The organism is Aquabacter cavernae (assembly GCF_003993795.1).
In the GTDB taxonomy this organism is placed as follows: Bacteria; Pseudomonadota; Alphaproteobacteria; order Rhizobiales; family Xanthobacteraceae; genus Aquabacter; species Aquabacter cavernae.
Genome location: NZ_RWKV01000008.1, coordinates 1,126,719 through 1,143,010, shown reverse-complemented (window position 1 = coordinate 1,143,010; position 16,292 = coordinate 1,126,719). Strand labels below are relative to the sequence as shown.

Annotated in this window: 16 protein-coding genes; 4 read left to right on the top strand and 12 right to left on the bottom strand. The window is 68.1% G+C overall.

The genetic code is table 11. From position 1 onward, the window contains the following. Positions 1–117: 117 nt before the first annotated feature. The 11 genes from EJJ38_RS10005 to hisC form a co-directional block, all read right to left on the bottom strand. Positions 118–1,206 carry a 5-(carboxyamino)imidazole ribonucleotide synthase gene (locus tag EJJ38_RS10005; RefSeq protein ID WP_127089920.1) on the bottom strand — a complete coding sequence of 363 codons (1,089 nt, stop codon included), beginning with the start codon at positions 1,204–1,206 and terminating at the stop codon, positions 118–120. A 5-nt stretch (positions 1,207–1,211) separates the two neighbouring features. Beyond that, positions 1,212–1,694: a 5-(carboxyamino)imidazole ribonucleotide mutase gene (purE, locus tag EJJ38_RS10000; RefSeq protein ID WP_127089919.1), complete on the bottom strand. Its 483-nt coding sequence runs from the start codon at positions 1,692–1,694 to the stop codon at positions 1,212–1,214. A 535-nt stretch (positions 1,695–2,229) separates the two neighbouring features. Further along, positions 2,230–3,171, bottom strand: coding sequence for a diguanylate cyclase (locus EJJ38_RS09995; RefSeq protein ID WP_127089918.1), 942 nt, complete (start codon positions 3,169–3,171; stop codon positions 2,230–2,232). A gap of 533 nt (positions 3,172–3,704) precedes the next feature. Next, the gene (locus EJJ38_RS09990) at positions 3,705–4,640 is read right to left on the bottom strand and encodes a lipid A biosynthesis lauroyl acyltransferase (RefSeq protein ID WP_245454172.1); all 936 of its coding nucleotides are present in this window, start codon (positions 4,638–4,640) and stop codon (positions 3,705–3,707) included. 25 nt (positions 4,641–4,665) lie between these two features. Then, positions 4,666–5,688, bottom strand: coding sequence for a zinc-binding dehydrogenase (locus EJJ38_RS09985; RefSeq protein ID WP_127089917.1), 1,023 nt, complete (start codon positions 5,686–5,688; stop codon positions 4,666–4,668). A 15-nt stretch (positions 5,689–5,703) separates the two neighbouring features. Further along, on the bottom strand, positions 5,704–6,456 hold the full coding sequence (locus tag EJJ38_RS09980) for an SDR family oxidoreductase (protein WP_127089916.1): 753 nt from the start codon (positions 6,454–6,456) through the stop codon (positions 5,704–5,706). Between the two features lie 211 nt (positions 6,457–6,667). After that, positions 6,668–7,945, bottom strand: a complete 1,278-nt coding sequence (locus EJJ38_RS09975) for a beta-ketoacyl-ACP synthase (protein ID WP_127089915.1) — start codon at positions 7,943–7,945, stop codon at positions 6,668–6,670. Between the two features lie 206 nt (positions 7,946–8,151). Further along, entirely contained in the window at positions 8,152–9,330 is a 1,179-nt protein-coding gene (locus tag EJJ38_RS09970; protein ID WP_127089914.1) for a beta-ketoacyl-ACP synthase, read from the bottom strand. Continuing rightward, a complete protein-coding gene (locus tag EJJ38_RS09965) occupies positions 9,323–9,796 on the bottom strand; it encodes a 3-hydroxyacyl-ACP dehydratase FabZ family protein (RefSeq protein WP_127089913.1) in 474 nt (157 codons plus the stop codon). The genes EJJ38_RS09970 and EJJ38_RS09965 overlap by 8 nt, the downstream gene beginning before the upstream one ends. A 15-nt stretch (positions 9,797–9,811) precedes the next feature. Next, the gene (locus tag EJJ38_RS09960) at positions 9,812–10,093 is read right to left on the bottom strand and encodes an acyl carrier protein (RefSeq protein ID WP_121624114.1); all 282 of its coding nucleotides are present in this window, start codon (positions 10,091–10,093) and stop codon (positions 9,812–9,814) included. 193 nt (positions 10,094–10,286) lie between these two features. Next, positions 10,287–11,345 carry a histidinol-phosphate transaminase gene (gene hisC, locus EJJ38_RS09955; protein ID WP_127089912.1) on the bottom strand — a complete coding sequence of 353 codons (1,059 nt, stop codon included), beginning with the start codon at positions 11,343–11,345 and terminating at the stop codon, positions 10,287–10,289. 170 nt (positions 11,346–11,515) lie between these two features. Between hisC and EJJ38_RS09950 the strand changes: the two genes are divergently transcribed. Together EJJ38_RS09950 and EJJ38_RS09945 are read left to right on the top strand one after the other, a co-directional pair. Then, positions 11,516–12,241 carry a GntR family transcriptional regulator gene (locus EJJ38_RS09950; protein WP_245454171.1) on the top strand — a complete coding sequence of 242 codons (726 nt, stop codon included), beginning with the start codon at positions 11,516–11,518 and terminating at the stop codon, positions 12,239–12,241. Positions 12,242–12,304: 63 nt separating this feature from the next. Further along, positions 12,305–13,087 carry an HXXEE domain-containing protein gene (locus EJJ38_RS09945; protein WP_127089911.1) on the top strand — a complete coding sequence of 261 codons (783 nt, stop codon included), beginning with the start codon at positions 12,305–12,307 and terminating at the stop codon, positions 13,085–13,087. Positions 13,088–13,149: 62 nt separating this feature from the next. On the opposite strand, the gene eno is transcribed toward EJJ38_RS09945, so the two are convergent. Further along, positions 13,150–14,433 carry a phosphopyruvate hydratase gene (gene eno / locus EJJ38_RS09940; protein WP_127089910.1) on the bottom strand — a complete coding sequence of 428 codons (1,284 nt, stop codon included), beginning with the start codon at positions 14,431–14,433 and terminating at the stop codon, positions 13,150–13,152. Between the two features lie 226 nt (positions 14,434–14,659). Here eno and queF point away from each other — a divergent pair, with 226 nt between their 5' ends. Both queF and EJJ38_RS09930 read left to right on the top strand, forming a co-directional pair. Continuing rightward, positions 14,660–15,112, top strand: a complete 453-nt coding sequence (queF, locus tag EJJ38_RS09935; protein WP_127089909.1) for a preQ(1) synthase — start codon at positions 14,660–14,662, stop codon at positions 15,110–15,112. Positions 15,113–15,189: 77 nt separating this feature from the next. Next, entirely contained in the window at positions 15,190–16,197 is a 1,008-nt protein-coding gene (locus EJJ38_RS09930) for a hypothetical protein (RefSeq protein WP_127089908.1), read from the top strand. Positions 16,198–16,292: the final 95 nt, after the last annotated feature.

Below are 16,292 nucleotides of genomic sequence, written 5' to 3'. Positions count from 1 at the left end.
GGCTTTGAATTTGGCGTGCCGGTTTAAAACGATTTGAATGGAGGCAGGCCGGTCCTGTCAAGGGACTGAAATGGTAGTCAGGGGAGAAGAGAAGACAGCGCGGAAAGCCGCCCGGCGTCAGCAGCCTTCGGGGTCGCGATCCAGCAGGCGGTTCACATGGCCCATCTTGCGGCCGGCGCGGGCTTCCTGCTTGCCGTAGAGGTGCAGGTGGGCGGCGGGATCGGCGAGGAAACGCTGCCAGTCGTCCACATCGTCGCCGATGAGGTTCAGCATCTCCACGCGCCCCAGGCACGCCGTGTCGCCCAAAGGCCAGCCGGCGATGGCCCGCACATGCTGCTCGAACTGGCTGGTGACCGCGCCATCCATGGTCCAATGGCCGGAATTGTGCACGCGCGGGGCGATCTCGTTGACGATCAGCCGTTCGGACAGGCCCTGGTCGGCCACGAACAGCTCCACCGCGAACACGCCCACATATTCCAGCGCCCCGGCGATGCGGCAGGCAATGCCGCGCGCGGAGCGGGCGGTCTCCGCCGTCACGTTGGCGGGGGCGGTGGAGGTGTGGAGGATATGGTTGCGGTGGACGTTCTCGGTCACGTCATAGGCGGCGAAGGCGCCGTCCTCGCGCCGCGCGGCCACCACCGACACTTCGCGCCGGAAGCTCACGAAGCCTTCCAGAATGGCGCTCTGGCGGCCGATGGTCTCGAAGGCGGCGGCAAGGTCGTCGCCGGGGCGGATGGTCACCTGTCCCTTGCCGTCATAGCCGAAGCGCCGGGTCTTGAGCACGGCGGGCAGGCCGATGGCGGCGGCGGCGGCGATCAGGTCGTCCAGGCTGTCCACCGGGGCGAAGGGGGCGGTCTCGATGCCGAGATCGCGCACGAAGGTCTTCTCCGCCAGACGGTCCTGCGAGACCGCCAGCGCGCGCGGGCCGGGGCGCACGGGAACCCGCGCCTGCAGGAACTGGGCGGTCGCCAGCGGCACATTCTCGAATTCGTAGGTCACCACGTCGCTGATGGACGCAAGCTCCGCCAGCGCGGCCTCGTCGTCATAGGCGGCGCAGATATGGCCGTCGGAGACCTGGAAGGCCGGGCTGTCCGCATCGGGGCAGAGGATGTGCGTCTTCAGCCCGAGCTGCGCGCAGGACAGCGCGATCATGCGGCCGAGCTGGCCGCCGCCGAGGATGCCGATGGTGGCGCCGGGCTTGATCATGAGGCTCAGGACGGGCGCTCCGCCACGCTCTCGGTCCGGGCGCGGCGCCAGGATTCCAGCCGGTCGGCCAGCGGCTCGTCGGACAAGGCGAGGACGCTCGCGGCCAGCAGCGCGGCATTGACCGCGCCCGCCTTGCCGATGGCGAGGCAGCCCACGGGCACGCCCGCGGGCATCTGGACGATGGAATGCAGGCTGTCCACGCCCGACAGGGCCTTGGATTCCACCGGCACGCCGAACACCGGCAGGCAGGTGAGGGCGGCGACCATGCCCGGCAGATGGGCGGCCCCGCCGGCACCGGCGATGATCACCTTGAAGCCCGCATCCTTGGCGCCTTGCGCGAAGGCGAACATGCGCTCAGGCGTGCGATGGGCCGAGACGATCCGAACGTCGCAGGGGATTTCCAGCGCGTCGAGCATCTCGACGGCATGGCGCATCGTTTCCCAGTCGGACTGGCTGCCCATGATGACGGCCACCGGCCGCGAACCCATCGTCGTGATCCTTATGCGCCAAAGGAAAGCGCGGCTTTAAAGGATCGATGGCTGGAGAGCAAGGCTTGAGTGTCTACGTTTCTTGCTCCAGCCTCCCCAAACGAACAAGCCGGGCGCGAATGCCCCCACGGTTCCGCCCCATGGTCCGAGCGATTTCATCGAGAGATATGCCCGCGTCAAAGAGTTTAAGCAGCTCCACTTCTTGGACTGCATCCCAGCGAGCACCAACGTTCTCCGCTTCACGTAATGGAGTAGATGCTTCGGGTTTCAGTTTTTGGACGGCGTACAAAAGTGCTCTTGCGACACGGGCATCGTTTAGAAGACCTTCCGGCGGTATTGCTTCGCCCGTGAATGGGTCACGCCCTTCTGCGAGAGCAACAATGATAGCAATCTGATTGGCGGCTATCACAACACGCACTCCAAGCCCGATTAATGCAATCAGGGGAGGTGCGAGTGCTCGTTGTCAAGCAGTGGGTGCCTCCTGGGCAACGCTTATCTGCGCTTATATGGCTTAAGGTCTCGCGTCCGATTTCCTTCAGGTGGGGCGCGCGGCCCGGCTTTCCGCGCGTACGATCCCGCTTGCCGTGCCGGGTGCGCCTGCGGTCACCGCCTGCCGGGCTTTCACCGCTCGGTCGCGTCCGCCCGTCTTGGCGGCATAAAGGGCGATGTCCGCCTGCTTCAGCCAGGCGTCCGCATTCTGGCCGGGCCGGTTCTGCGCCACGCCCAGGGACACGGTGACGGATGTCATCCGCCCGTCCGGCAGGCCGACAGTCATGCCCGCAATGAGGGCGCGCAGGCGCTCGGCCTCCGCGAAGGCGTCGTCTTCCGACCGGCCGGGAAGCAAGGCGGCGAATTCCTCGCCGCCGATGCGGGCGGTGCAGCCCAGCAGGTCCGCTGCCGCGCGGGCCACGGCCACCAGAACGGCGTCGCCACCGTCATGGCCGAACGTGTCGTTGATCCGCTTGAAATAGTCGATGTCGAACAGCAGGACCGATGCCGGTCCGCCCGCGCGGATGAGCGCCTCGGCTTCGGTGAAATAGGCGCGGCGGTTGAGCAGGCCGGTGAGGGAATCGCGCGTGGCGAGCCGCACCAGATCGCGCCGCGCCTGCACGAGGCGCGCGGCGGCGCGCAGGCGCGCGTCCAGCTCGATGCGGTCCGGAGGCTTGCGGATGAAGTCGTCCGCCCCGCTGTCCAGCGCCTCCACCAGATGGGCGCTGTCATTGCTGGAGGACATGGCGATCACATAGATGGGCCGCCCGCCATCGGCGATGGTGCGCGCTTCCCAGCAGAGCTGGATGCCCGAAACGCCCTCGATCTCGAAGCTCGTCATGAGCACGTCGATATCGGCGCCGCTGTGGAGATAGGCGAGGGCGCCCGTGCCGTCGGTGAAGGGGCTCACAACGTGCCCCATCTCCTCAATCATGCGCGACATGAGTTTCAAGCCGACCTTGCCCGGCTCCACCAAAACTACGCGCATCAAGGCGGCCTTCGGTTCCCTTAGGGCGGTCAGTCTAGCGTGCTGAAAAGCAAAAATATTGATCTAAGTAAAGTTCTTCAATTTCTGAGGGTGTAGAATATTTCACCTCCGGGACGATTCCGCGCGCGGGCGAGCGGGGCATTCCAGATTCTCGGCTGCTTTAACAACAGGCTCCCTCCAGATGAGGAATAGCCGCTGATGCGCAACCGCACGTCCGTGGCGATACCGGACATCTATGCGGATGCGCGCAGTCCCGCCCTGGCTATCGTCCCACCTTCGTGAAGAGCCTCGTCATGGTGCCCATCCGCACCCGAGACCCCGTGGGCGCCATCGGCAATTACGGGGCGACTCGCCACGAGGCTACCGGGCTCGACCACCGACGAACTGGCCGGCCTCTACAATGGCCGCGTCATCCTCGAGCGCGCCGCCGCGATCGAGGATGACGAATCCGCCCAGCTTGTATTCATCGACCCGATGGGCTGAAGAGGGGGAACGACCACAAGCGGCAGCAGCGCTGAGCCGCCTGCCGCCGCTCAGCGCCAGCGGCGGTGCAGCCAGAGCCACTGGCTCGGATATTCCCGCACCCAGTCCTCGATCACCTTCGTCACCGCCTGCATGGCGCCGTCCACCTCGATGCGGCCGTCCGCGTCGCGGGGCAGCGGCACTTCCTCGGTGATCTCGATGCGGAAGCGCCCGCGCGGCAGGCGGATGACGCGCATGCCGTGGACCGGGCAGTCGAACTGCCGGGCGAGGCGGGCGAGGGTGGGATTGGTGGCGGCGGGGCGGCCGAAGAAGTCCACCACCACGCCCTGGCCCCAATACTGGTCCACCAGCATGCCGATATGCTCGCCATCCTCCAGCATGCGGGCCATCTGGCGCCCCGCATTGCGGCTCGCCTTCACGAGGCCGGGCATGGTCTGCGCGCGCATTTCCGCGATGAGGTCGGCGGCCTTCTTGATGTTGGGGGCGCGGTAGAGCACGCCGCCCGGCACGTCCAGCTTCGCGCCGGTAATGGCGTTCAGCTCCCAATTGCCGGTATGGGCGGTGAAGAACAGGGCCGGGCGCCCGTCGTCGCGCAGGCGCTCCATGATGTCGGCGCCGACGATCTCGATGCGGCCCCTGTTGGGATGGACCGGGTCATAGTCCCAGATGCGGTCGAGATGGGCGAACTCGGCCGCCATGCGCCCGAGATTGTCCCACACGCCCACCACCAGCCACCAGATCTCCCAGTCGCTCTTCTCCGGGAAGGCGGTGCGCAGGTTCCGCCGCGCCGTGCCGCTCACCACGAAGAACGGCCCGCACAGCTTGGCGAGGGTGGAGATGATGGTGGATGACCAGGAGACCGGGAACAGGCGCGACCACCAGACGAGGCCGCGCAGCGTGCCGACCACGATGGTCTCCCACACCGGCGCCAGCAGCGCGCGCAGGCGCCGCGCAATGCGCACCCATATGGCCTTCAATGGCGACACGTCTCTTGTCCCAGCCCGCCCGGTTTCAGAAGCGCACGACGATCTTGCCGAACACTTTCCGGCTTTCCAGGCGCTCCAGGCCCTCGTTGAAATTCTCCAGCGTCACCACGCTGTCGATCACCGGCAGCACGCCGCGACCCATCTTCTGCAGCCCGTCCGCCACGTTGCGGATGGTGGCGCCGAACGAGCCGAGGATGCGATATTGCCGCTGGAACAGCTGCATGAGGTTCATGTTCACCGACACGCCGGAGGTGGACCCGCAGGTCACCAGCCGTCCGCCCGGCTTCATGGAGAGCAGCGAGCCGTTCCAGGTGTCCGCGCCCACATGCTCGAACACCACGTCCACGCCCACCTTCTTGGTGATCTTGCGGACCATGTGCTCGAAGCGCTCCTCGCGGTAATTGATGACGTGGTCGGCGCCCAGCACTTCCGCCTTGATGGCCTTGTCGTCGTCGCCCACGGTGGTGATGACGGTGGCGCCCACATCCTTGGCGAGGCGGATGGCGGCGGAGCCGATGCCCGAGCCGCCCGCATGGACGAGCACGGTCTCGCCCTTCTCAAGCAGGGCGTTGTCGAACAGCATGTGCTCGACCGTGGAGAAGGTGATGCCCGCGCAGGCGGCGTCCTCGAAGGAGACGCCCTCGGGGGCGGGGATCACCAGCCGCTCGGGCATGTTGATCACGTCGCGGGCGAAGCCGTCGATATGGAAGCCCAGAACGCCGCCCACATTCTCGCAGAGATTGTCGCGGCCCTTCATGCAGTTGCGGCAATGGCCGCAGGTCAGCGCGCCGTACATGGCGACCGTCTGGCCCACTTTCAGCCCGCGCACGTCCGCGCCCAGCGCCACGATCTCGCCGGCGGCTTCCGCGCCCACCACGAGGGGCATCTTGCGCTTGGCGAAGGCCATGCCGCGCCAGCCCCACACGTCGATATGGTTGAGGGCCAGGGCCTTCACCCGCACCTGCACCTCGCCAGCGCCGGGGGCGTCGGGCTCGGGCATGTCCACGATTTCGAGCTTGCGGTCGGTGACGAGCTGGAGGGCGCGCATGATTGTCCTTGAAACTCAGCGATGGGCGGCGAGCTGGGCCGAGAGGCCGCCATCCACCGGGATCACGGCGCCGGTGATATAGCCCGCGCCAGGGGAGAAAAGAAACGCTGCCACCTGCGCCACGTCATCCGGCTGCGCGAAGCGCCCGGCCGGGATCTGCGCGGCCATGCGCTCGCGGTGGTCGGCGAACTTGGCGAGCATGGCGGTGTCGATGAAGCCGGGGGCGATGTAATTCACCGTCACGCCGCGCCGGGCGGTCTCGATGGCGAGGCCGCGCACATGGGCCAGCAGCGCCGCCTTGGAGGCCGCATAGGCCACATTGCCCTGGTTGGCGAGCAGCGCCGCCACCGAGCCGATGGCGACGATGCGCCCCTCCCTCGCCCGCGTCATGGGGCGAACCAGCGCGCGGGTGATGCGCACGAAGGCGAAGTGATTCACCTGCATCACCGCCTCGGCCTTGTCCTGGTCCACCATGGCGGCCAGCGTGTCGTAGGACAGGCCGGCATTGTGGCAGAAGCCGAAATAGGGACCGTCCTCGGCCTCCAGGCCCTCGGCGAAGGCGTCCACCGCCGCGCGGTCGGCGAGATCCAGTTCCACGGCGAGCGGAGACGCGCCGGGGCGGGCCTTCAGTTCCTCCAGCAGCGCCTCGGCTTCCGCGCGGGCGCTGCGATAGGTGAAGGTCACGTCGAAGCCCGCGGCACTGAGCGCCCGCACGATGGCCGCGCCCAGCCCGCGCCCGCCGCCGGTGACGAGAACGCGGCGGCTCATGGGTGCAGCCTTCCCCTCTCCCCTTGCGGGAGAGGGTGCTGAGCGGAGCGAGGCGGGTGAGGGGTTAGGCACCGCTTGGCGTCATCCTGAGAGGTCATACCAAGCGACGTGGCCCCCTCACCCCATCCCTCTCCCGCGAGGGGAGAGGGGGCGCGTCCCGCTTTAAGCGGACTATCGCCCGAAGAGATGAACGCCGCGGCGGACACATCCCTCACGCCGGCTCCCCCGCCATGACGAGGCTGACATTCTGGCCGCCGAAGCCGAACGAGTTGGAGATCACCCGGCGCACCTGCGCGTCGCGGGCGACGTTGGGCACCACGTCCAAAGGAATGGCCGGGTCGGGCACATGGTAGTTGATGGTGGGCGGAATGCGGCCGTTTGCGATGGTGAGCAGCGAGACCGCCGCCTCGATGGCGCCCGCCGCCGTCAGGGTGTGGCCGATCATGGACTTGTTGGACGAGCAGGGGATGCCCGCCAGCACCTCTTCGCCGAACACCGCCTTCAGGCCCACATATTCCATGCGGTCATTCTCGGGCGTGGAGGTGCCGTGGGCGTTGATGTAGTCGATGTCCCCGGGGGTCACGCCCGCATCCGCCATGGCGTTGTTCATGCAGCCGATGATGGGCTTGCCGTCCGGGCTGGAGCGGGTGCGGTGGAAATTGTCCGCCATCTCGCCGCAGCCTTCCAGCACGCCGAGAATGCGCGCGCCGCGCGCCAGCGCATGGTCGAGGCTCTCCAGCACCAGGGCGCCCGCGCCCTCGGCCATGACGAAGCCGTCGCGGTTCTTGGCGAAGGGGCGCGCGGCCTCCTCCGGCTTGTCATTGGCTGTGGTCAGCGCCGAGAGCAGCGAGAAGCGGATGAGCGCTTCCGGGTGCACCGAGCCGTCCGTGCCGAGCGAGAGGGCGACCTCGCACTCCCCGCGCCGGATGGCCTCCACGCCGAGCTGGATGGCCGTGGCGCCGGAGGCGCAGGCGGTGGACAGGGAGATGGGCTGGCCCTGCGTGCCGAACTTGTCGGCGAGGCGGTCCGCCACCGAGCCGAACAGGAAGCGCTCATGCCAGGGGCGGAACTTGCCGGAGGCGGCGGAGGCGAGCAGGTCGCGATACTCAACCGGCCGCTCGGGCGCGTTCTCGGCGAGCTTGCGCTTCTCGGGCCATTCCATCTCCACGGGGGGGACGGCGGCGAAGAGCGGGCCGGGGAAATTGCCCTTGGAGCCGATGCCCGACTGGCCGATGGCCTCCTCGGCCGCCAGCGTGGCAAGGCGCTCGGACAGGTCCGGGGCGGCGACGCGCTCGTCGAACAGGAAGTCCACGGTTCCGGCGATGGTGGTGCGCATGCCCTCGATGGGGAAGCGGGTGATGCGGTGGATGCCGCTTTCACCCGCCGTCAGGCGCCGCCAATTGTCTTCCTTGCCCTGGCCGAGGGAAGAGACGACGCCGATGCCGGTGACGACGACAATGGGACGGCCGTGCTTGTCGGTATGCGCCATGGGGCAACTCCTGGAATCGATACGGCGCCCCGCCCGGCGCGTCAGTCACGCTCTATTTAGTTGATCCTGCGGAAAACGCGACCCCGGAGCCGGGTGAGCGGCATTGCCGCAGGAGGGCGGCAGGCGCCCCTTGCAGGGTCGTGTCCGGGCGTGAAGGATCGGGAGCGTCGATGCCGCCGCTCCCCGCACAGGCGAAAAGGCGCGCCTCAGCCGACCTTTTCCACCAGCCCGGCGCCTTCGCCGCGCCAGTGGCCGACGCCGGTCACCAGGATGCGCTGCGGCGCGCCCGTGCCGGTCTCCAGCGGATCGCCGGAAAGGGCGGGGAACAGCTCGCCCTTAGCGACCGTGAGCGCGGCAAGCGCGACGGCGGCGGGGAACTGGGCCTCGAAGCCGTGGCCGATGCGGTTGGCGACGGCACGCACGGGCACGCCCGCGCCCTTGAGCGCTTCGGCCTCGCCCTCGGTGGCGCCGTGCGCGCCGGTGGCGCCGGAGAGTACCGCGTCGGGATGGGTCCGGGCCACGAAGTCCGCGACCTTGGCGGCCACCGCGCCGGGCTCATCGCGTCGCGCCCGCTCGGACCAGACGCCGGTGAGCTTGGCGATGGGGGTCGCGCCGCGCGCCGTGGCGTGCTCGGGCGATTCGAGCACCAGGAAGGCGCCCATGGAGCCGGAGGGAATGCCCGGAGCCTCGGCGCCCGAGAAGACCGGGCGGAATTCGTCGGTCATGCAGAAATCGTTGAGCGCATAGAGGAGCAGCATGTCCTCGCGCTCGGCATTATAGGCGCCGCCCACGAGGCCGATCTCGCTCTGGCCAGCCGCGATGCGCGAATAGCCCACACGCACCGCGTCCACGCCCGCGCTTTCCTCGCCCATGAAGGTGCGGGAGGAGCCGGTGACGCCGTGCACGATGGAAATGTTGCCCGCCAGCAGGTTGGAGAGCTGGGCCAGCGACAAGGTGGGTCGCAGGTCCGACAGCAGGCGCTCGTTCAGCAGCTTGCCCGGCTCGTTGGAAGTGAGCACATCGTTGAGGATGGCCGTGTCCACCTGATGGTCGCGCTCGCCGCCGCCCGCGCCCACCACCATGTCGGTGCGGCCCAGGATCTCGGCATTCTTGGCGATGCCCGCGCTGTCCAGCGCCAGCCCGGCCGTGTAGGTGCCGATGCGCTGCCAGGTCTCCATCTGGCGCTGGTCGCCCTTCTTGGGGATCTGCGCGTCATAGACCAGCTTGACGAGGGGGTGCACCACGTAGGGCGCGAAGCGCTCGGCGTCGGTCACGGGCGGGGTGCCCGCGCTCAGCGCCTGCCAATGGGCGTCCGGCCCCTCGCCGAGCGAGGAGACGATCCCGATTCCGGTGATCCACACGTCCCGTTTTGTGCCCTCAGGCATCGACATAATCCGCGACGGGGAACTGGACGTGTTCGGCCACCTTCAGCACCACGCTTTTCATGCGGCCTTCGGGCCAGGAGAGCACGCGGAAGGTCAGTTCCGCATTGCAGATGGGCTTGCCGTCGAGCGTGGCATGGGTCTTGGCCACCACGAATCCGGAGCCCTCGTGCAGGATTTCCGAGTGCAGGTCCAGATTCTGGCCCGGCACCACGAAGGTGCGCAGCTTGGCTTCCTTGACGGTGGCCAAAAACGGCATCTTCTCGAAGCGGTTGCGCGCCAGGACCAGCCAGCCGGTGGTCTGCGCCATGGCCTCGATGAGGAGCACGCCGGGCATGATGGGGTAGCCGGGGAAGTGCCCCTCGAAGATGGAGCTTTCCTCGGGCACGAGGCCCTGGCAGTGAATGGTCTTCAGGGCCGGATCGATGGAAACGATCCGGTCCACCATCTTGAAAACTTCGGGACGCATCAGGCCCTTCCGGCCTCAGGCGGACTTCGCAGCGACCAACTCGTCGATGCGCGCGCAGAGGTTCTTGAGAACGAAATACTGCTCGGTCGTCGCCTTGCCGTCGTTCACTTCCTGCGTCCACTGCTCCAGCGGCAGCTTAATGCCGAACGCCTTGTCGATGGCGAAGGCAATGTCGAGGAAGTCGAGGCTGTCGATGCCGAGGTCATCGATGGCATGGCTTTCCGGCGTGATCGTGTCGCGCGGGATGTCGCACGTCTCGGCGATGATGTTGGCGACCGTATCGAACGTCGAAGACATGAATACGCCTCTATGGTGCTCGGCCTTTGTCGCGGCATGATCGCACTTGCGAGCGCTCGCGACAAAGCCAAGGGCCGTCCGGCAGCCCTTCTGATAGTCGTGCGCCCCTATAGCGAAGGTAGCCTGCGGTTTCAATGCCGCCGCTTCGCCGAAACGTCACAAGGGGCCTTGATGAGCCGTCAGATCTCAAGAATCAGGCTCTGAGAATATCGTGGAGCGCCTCAAGCAGCCGGTCGCAGTCCGCGTCCGTCCCTACGGTAATGCGCAGATGGTTCTCGATTCGCGGCCGTTTGAAATGGCGCACCAGGATGGCGCGCTCCCGCAGCTTGGCGGCAAGCGTGGCGCCGGGCACGCTCTCGTGGCGGGTGAACAGGAAGTTGGCGCTGGAGGGCAGTGTCGCGAAGCCCAGCGCCGACAGGCCCGCCTCCAGCCGCGTGCGGGAGGCGATCACCTTGGCGCAGGTCTGCGTGAACCAGTCCTCGTCCGCCACCGCCGCCGCCGCACCCACCAAGGCGAGGCGGTCCAGGGGGTAGGAATTGAAGCTGTCCTTCACCCGCACCAGCGCCTCGATGAGGTGGGGCTGGCCGATGGCGTAGCCCACCCGCAGCCCCGCCAGGGCGCGGGACTTGGAGAGGGTGTGCACCACCAGCAGGTTGGGATGGTCCTTCACCAGGGGAATGGCGCTCTCGGCGCCGAAATCCACATAGGCCTCGTCCACCACAACCACCGCGTCGGGATGGGCGGCGAGCAGCGCCGCGATCTCGGCGCGCGACAGGGCCGTGCCGGTGGGGGCGTTGGGATTGGGCAGGATGATGCCGCCGCAGGGCCGGTCATAGTCCGACAGGCGCACCCGCAGGTCTTCGTCCAGCGGCACTTCCACGGACGTGATGCCGTAGAGGCCGCAATAGACCGGGTAGAAGGAATAGGTGATGTCCGGGAAGAGCAGGGGCCGCTCGTGCTTCAGCAGCGCCTGGAAGGCATGGGCCAGCACCTCGTCGGAGCCGTTGCCCACGAACACCTCGTCCTCGCCCACCCCGTAGCGGGCCGCCACCGCCGCCCGCAGGACATGGCCGGTGGGCTCGGGATAAAGGCGCAGTGTCCCCATCTCGGCCGCGATCGCCTCGGCGACCTTGGGGGAGGGGGGATAGGGGTTCTCATTGGTGTTGAGCTTGATCAGCCCCGCCATCCGCGGCTGCTCGCCGGGGACATAGGGGGTCAGGGTCTCGACGACCGGGCTCCAGAAGCGCGACATGGGTGTGCTCGGGTCCTTCCTCGGAGGCGGCATGTAGCATGCCGGGCGCGCGGGTGCGATTCGCGGATCCGGCACATTTTCTGCACCCATCCGGCGGAAAAGACCGGGAGTTTGGCGGCGCAATATGGAATTGTGCGGGCCGGATGGCGTGTTCTCGGGGGAGAGCGGTGATGGACATGGTGGTGCGACGACGGGCGACGGGCATTACGGCTCCCTCCGGTCCCGTGCGTTCCCTCACCTCGGCTGTTTATGCCTCCTTGCGCTCGGACATTCTCACCTGCCGCCTGCCGCCCGGTGAGAAGCTGCCCATCGCGCTCTTGGCCAAGCGCTTCGATGTGAGCCTCTCCGCCGTGCGCGAAGCCTTGTCCCGCCTTGTGGCGGACGGGTTCGTGACCAGCGAGGACCAGCGCGGCTTCCGCGTCACCGGGCTGGATGCCGCCGACCTTGCGGACCTGACCGAGACCCGTATCGAGGTGGAAAGCCTTGCCCTGCGCCGGTCCCTGGAGCGGGGCGGGGCGGAATGGGAGGCGGATGTGCGCGCGGCCTGGGCGGCGCTCAGCGAGAGCCCGTCCGCCAATGCCCGCCAGCCCGCTCCCCAGGACGGCGGCTGGACGGACCTGCACTTCGCCTTCCATCAGGCCCTGGTGAGCGCTTGCGGCCTGGACTGGCTGCTGCGCCTCCAGCGCACCCTGTTCGAGCAATCCGAACGCTACCGCGCCCTGGCCCGCGCCACGGCGGACGGGGCGGAGCGGGATGTGCAGAGCGAGCACCAGCTTTTGTTCGAGGCCGCGCTCGCCCGCGATCCGGACGCCGCGACCCGGGCGCTCGCCGCCCATTTCACCCGCACCATGGAATTGGCCCGCGCGGCGCTCGCCACCCTGGACAGCGAGGCATGACGCACGCCCAATAGAGGGCGGGGATTTCATTTTCCGAAACCTTCGTCCGCTAGACTGCCCGCCATGATGTCCTTCGCAGTCTCATGGCCCTGGATCGCGCTCGGCGCCGCCTTGGTGCTCTTCGTCCTGCTGGCGGCGGGGGATGGGCTTGCGACGGACCGGCGGGTGCCGCGCGGCCATGATCTGACGTGGCTCGCCTGGCTCGGTTTCGCGCTCAGCCTGCTGCATCAGTTCGAGGAAAGCGGCATCGACCTGTTCGGGCGGCCCTATGCGCTTCTGGGCGCGCTCTGCACGGGCCTCGGCTATCGCGACGCGGTGGCCTGCCCGGTGCCGCTCAGTTTCCTCACCGCCTATAATGCGGGCGCGGTCTGGCTGGCCGGGCTGTTCGGGGCGCTGGCCGCCTCGCGCCGCCCGCTGCTTGCCCTCACCGTCTTCGCCTTGCCGCTGGGCAATCTCATCCTGCAGATCGGCGCGGCCATGGGGCTCGCGCGCTACAATCCGGGCCTCGGCACGGGGCTGCTCATGCTGCCTTTGGCCGCCTGGGCCATGCTGGTGGCCATGAACCGGCATAAAGCGGGCCTGCGGGCCCTGGCGGCCGTGCTGGGCGCGGCTGTCCTTTCCGCTCTGGTGACGGTGGCGGGGCTCGCGGCGGTGCTGAAGGGCGTCATGGGCGAGGGACTGCTCGCCGTGCTGCTGGTGCTGCTCGCCGCGCTTCCGGCCGGTCTCATGCTGCTGGCTTCGCGCCAGCCCGCACCTGCCCCGGCGCCAGTTCCGGCCCGCAGCAAGGGCACGCCCACCCGGCGCGCCGCCCCGCGCCGCCCGCGCGAGCCGGCTTCCGCCGCCTGACCCATAAAAAAGCGCCCGCCGGGGAGGGCGGGCGCTTCCTGTGGCCGTAGCGGCGGATGGGATCAGGCGAGGGCCTTCAGCGCGGCCTTGCCGGCGTAGCGGGCCGCATCGCCCAGTTCCTGCTCGATGCGCAGGAGCTGGTTGTACTTGGCGGTACGGTCGGAGCGCGCCAGGGAGCCGGTCTTGATCTGCCCGCAGTTCGTGGCCACCGCCAGATCGGCGATGGTGGCGTCCTCGGTCTCGCCCGAGCGGTGGGACATGACGGCGCGATAACCCGCCTTGTGGGCCATCTCGACGGCGTCCAGGGTCTCGGTGAGGGAGCCGATCTGGTTCACCTTCACGAGGATGGCGTTGCCGGTGGAATCCTTGATGCCGCGCGAGAGGCGGGTGACGTTGGTGACGAACAGGTCGTCGCCCACCAGCTGGCACTTGGCGCCGATGGTGTCGGTGAGCAGCTTCCAGCCTGCCCAGTCGTCCTCGGCCATGCCGTCCTCGATGGAGACGATGGGATAGCGCGAGACGAGGTCGGCCAGATACTTCACCTGGGCCTCGATGTCGCGCACCTTGCCCTCGCCCTCATAATGATAGGCGCCGTCCTTGAAGAATTCGGTGGAGGCGCAGTCGAGGCCGATGAACACGTCCTCGCCGGGCTTGAAGCCGGCCTTCTCGATGGCCTTCATCACGAAGTCCAGCGCCGCCTCGGCGGAGGCGAGGTTGGGGGCGAAGCCGCCCTCGTCGCCCACATTGGTGTTGTGGCCGGCGTCCTTCAGGCCCTTCTTCAGGGTGTGGAAGATCTCCGCGCCGATCCGCAGCCCTTCCGCGAAGGTGGGCGCGCCCGCCGGCAGGATCATGAATTCCTGGAAGTCGATGGGATTGTCCGCATGGGCGCCGCCATTGACGATGTTCATCATGGGCACCGGCAGGGTGCGGGCGTTCACGCCGCCCACATAGCGGTAGAGCGGCAGGGCGCTGGCCTGGGCGGCGGCCTTGGCGACCGCCATGGACACGCCGAGAATGGCGTTGGCGCCGAGGCGGGCCTTGTTGGGGGTGCCGTCGAGCGCGATCAGCGTCTCATCGACCTTCACCTGGTCCTCGGCGTCGAAGCCGCCGATGGCGTCGAAGATCTCGCCATTGACCGCGTCCACCGCCTTCTCGACGCCCTTGCCGAGATAGCGGGTCTTGTCGCCGTCGCGCAGCTCCACCGCCTCGTGGGCGCCCGTGGAGGCGCCGGAGGGCACGGCGGCGCGGCCGAGCGAGCCGTCTTCCAGCAGCACGTCCACCTCAACCGTGGGGTTGCCGCGGCTGTCGAGGATTTCGCGGCCGATGATATCGACGATGGCGGTCATGGAACGTGCCTTCCCTATTTTCGAGCGTCTGGCAGGGGCGCGACCGGCGTGGGTCCCGCTTTCGGGGCCGCTTCTAGCGTGTCGGAGGGCGAAAGCGAAGGGGCTCGGACGCACAGCAGGCACAGGGATTTCACGCCCCCCGGTGCTGAGCCGGCACCTTTTCCTGCGGCGCGGTTGCGCTATCTTCCGCGCGACCATCCCCATCCGCCCCTTGAAGGGACACACCATGACCGAAACCGAGATGCAGCTCGGGCGCCAGTCCGCGCTGCCCACGGATCCCGACACCGCCGTGCTGGACAAGGTGCCCAATCCGCACCCCGACACCAATTATGTGGCCCGCTTCACCTGTCCCGAATTCACCTCGCTCTGCCCGGTGACCGGCCAGCCGGACTTCGCCCATCTGGTCATCGACTATGTGCCGGACCAGTTCCTGGTGGAATCCAAGTCGCTCAAGCTCTATCTCGCCGCCTTCCGCAATCACGGCGCGTTCCACGAGGACTGCACGGTGGCCATCGGCAAGCGGCTGGTGGACCTGCTGGCGCCGCGCTTCCTGCGCATCGGCGGCTATTGGTACCCGAGAGGGGGCATCCCCATCGACGTTTTCTGGCAAACTGGCATTCTGCCGTCCGGCGTGTGGCTTCCCGACCAGGGGGTCGCAACCTATCGCGGGCGCGGCTGAGAGCCCGGCACAAGACGCAAGACCAAACCGGCGGGGACCGCAACGAGGGTTAGAGCGAGGGTTAGAGCGAGGTTTTCATGGCACGGCTGATCGTCACCAATGGGGATTCGGCTGCCGCGAACATCCGCAGCGGCGGCGTGAAGGGGCGCGTCCTGGAATGGCGGGACTTCCTGCATGACGGCCCGGTGCCGGACGCGGGAAGCCTCGAACTGGTTTCCGACGCGCGGGCCGACTTCATCGCGGGCGCGCTCGGTTTCGACCTCGACGGCGTGCGCGCGGATTTCGCCCAGCGCGACGGCATCCTGTCCGCCCATATCGCCTATAGCGAGGTGGAGCTGTGGTTCGAGCATGATCTGTTCGACCAGCTCCAGCTCATCCAGCTCCTCGCCTTCTTCGCCCGCGAGCCGGAGCGCCTCGGCCTGCGGCTGATGCAGGCGGACACCTATCTGGGCGCGCTCGCCCCCGCCGACATGGCCCGTTTCGAGGGCACGGCCACGCCGGTGTCGAGCCTCCAGCTGGAGATGGCGCGCGCCGCCTGGGAAGCCTTCACCGCCCCGACGCCCGAGGCGCTGGCGGTGCTGGGCCATTCCAGCCTGCCGGAACTGCCCTTTCTGGGGGCGGCCCTGCGCCGCCTGCTGGCCGAGCTTCCCGCCCCCGGCAGCGGCCTGTCCTTGACCGAGGAGCGGACCTTGCGCGCGCTCGCAGACGGCCCGCAGGTGATCGGCCGCCTGTTCGGCACGGTCACCCAGGCGGAGGAGGCGCAATTCATGGGTGATCTCTCCTTCTTCCTGCGGCTGGAGGCCCTGGCGAACGCCCCCGAGCCGCTGATCACGGGCCTGCCGTTCAGCATCGCGCAGGTGCGCCCCTTCACGCCCGCCGAGCCGCCAAGCCCGGAGGAGCGCACCTACCGGGAGTTCGCCTCCGGGACGGTGGCGCTGACCAAGGCGGGGGAGGCGGCGCTGGCGGGCGATTTCGACCACGCCGCGCGCAACGGCGTGGATCGCTGGATCGGCGGGACGCACCTGTCGCCGGCGGCATTGTGGCGGTTCGAGCGCGCGGACAGCCGCCTCGTGGCGCCACATTGAGCGCGAGCGTCACCGTTTCCACCGCAATCTGCCTTTAAGCGAACAGAACCGAGAGCGCCGCCGTGGCGTTGGTCACGGGTGGCGCAAGCCGAAGA

What these genes read in the sequence shown, in the direction of transcription:
- purE (WP_127089919.1), bottom strand. Translation starts at nt 1,694, where the DNA reads ATGGGTTCGCGGCCGGTGGCCGTCATCATGGGCAGCCAGTCCGACTGG.
- eno (WP_127089910.1), bottom strand. Translation starts at nt 14,433, where the DNA reads ATGACCGCCATCGTCGATATCATCGGCCGCGAAATCCTCGACAGCCGC.
- EJJ38_RS09960 (WP_121624114.1), bottom strand. Translation starts at nt 10,093, where the DNA reads ATGTCTTCGACGTTCGATACGGTCGCCAACATCATCGCCGAGACGTGC.
- EJJ38_RS09965 (WP_127089913.1), bottom strand. Translation starts at nt 9,796, where the DNA reads ATGCGTCCCGAAGTTTTCAAGATGGTGGACCGGATCGTTTCCATCGAT.
- EJJ38_RS09930 (WP_127089908.1), top strand. Translation starts at nt 15,190, where the DNA reads ATGGCACGGCTGATCGTCACCAATGGGGATTCGGCTGCCGCGAACATC.
- hisC (WP_127089912.1), bottom strand. Translation starts at nt 11,345, where the DNA reads ATGTCGCGCTTCTGGAGCCCGGTCGTCGAGACCCTGACCCCCTATGTC.
- EJJ38_RS09980 (WP_127089916.1), bottom strand. Translation starts at nt 6,456, where the DNA reads ATGAGCCGCCGCGTTCTCGTCACCGGCGGCGGGCGCGGGCTGGGCGCG.
- EJJ38_RS10005 (WP_127089920.1), bottom strand. Translation starts at nt 1,206, where the DNA reads ATGATCAAGCCCGGCGCCACCATCGGCATCCTCGGCGGCGGCCAGCTC.
- EJJ38_RS09975 (WP_127089915.1), bottom strand. Translation starts at nt 7,945, where the DNA reads ATGGCGCATACCGACAAGCACGGCCGTCCCATTGTCGTCGTCACCGGC.
- EJJ38_RS09970 (WP_127089914.1), bottom strand. Translation starts at nt 9,330, where the DNA reads ATGCCTGAGGGCACAAAACGGGACGTGTGGATCACCGGAATCGGGATC.
- EJJ38_RS09945 (WP_127089911.1), top strand. Translation starts at nt 12,305, where the DNA reads ATGATGTCCTTCGCAGTCTCATGGCCCTGGATCGCGCTCGGCGCCGCC.
- EJJ38_RS09985 (WP_127089917.1), bottom strand. Translation starts at nt 5,688, where the DNA reads ATGCGCGCCCTCCAGCTCGTCACCGACCGCAAGCTCGAAATCGTGGAC.
- queF (WP_127089909.1), top strand. Translation starts at nt 14,660, where the DNA reads ATGACCGAAACCGAGATGCAGCTCGGGCGCCAGTCCGCGCTGCCCACG.
- EJJ38_RS09950 (WP_245454171.1), top strand. Translation starts at nt 11,516, where the DNA reads ATGGACATGGTGGTGCGACGACGGGCGACGGGCATTACGGCTCCCTCC.
- EJJ38_RS09995 (WP_127089918.1), bottom strand. Translation starts at nt 3,171, where the DNA reads ATGCGCGTAGTTTTGGTGGAGCCGGGCAAGGTCGGCTTGAAACTCATG.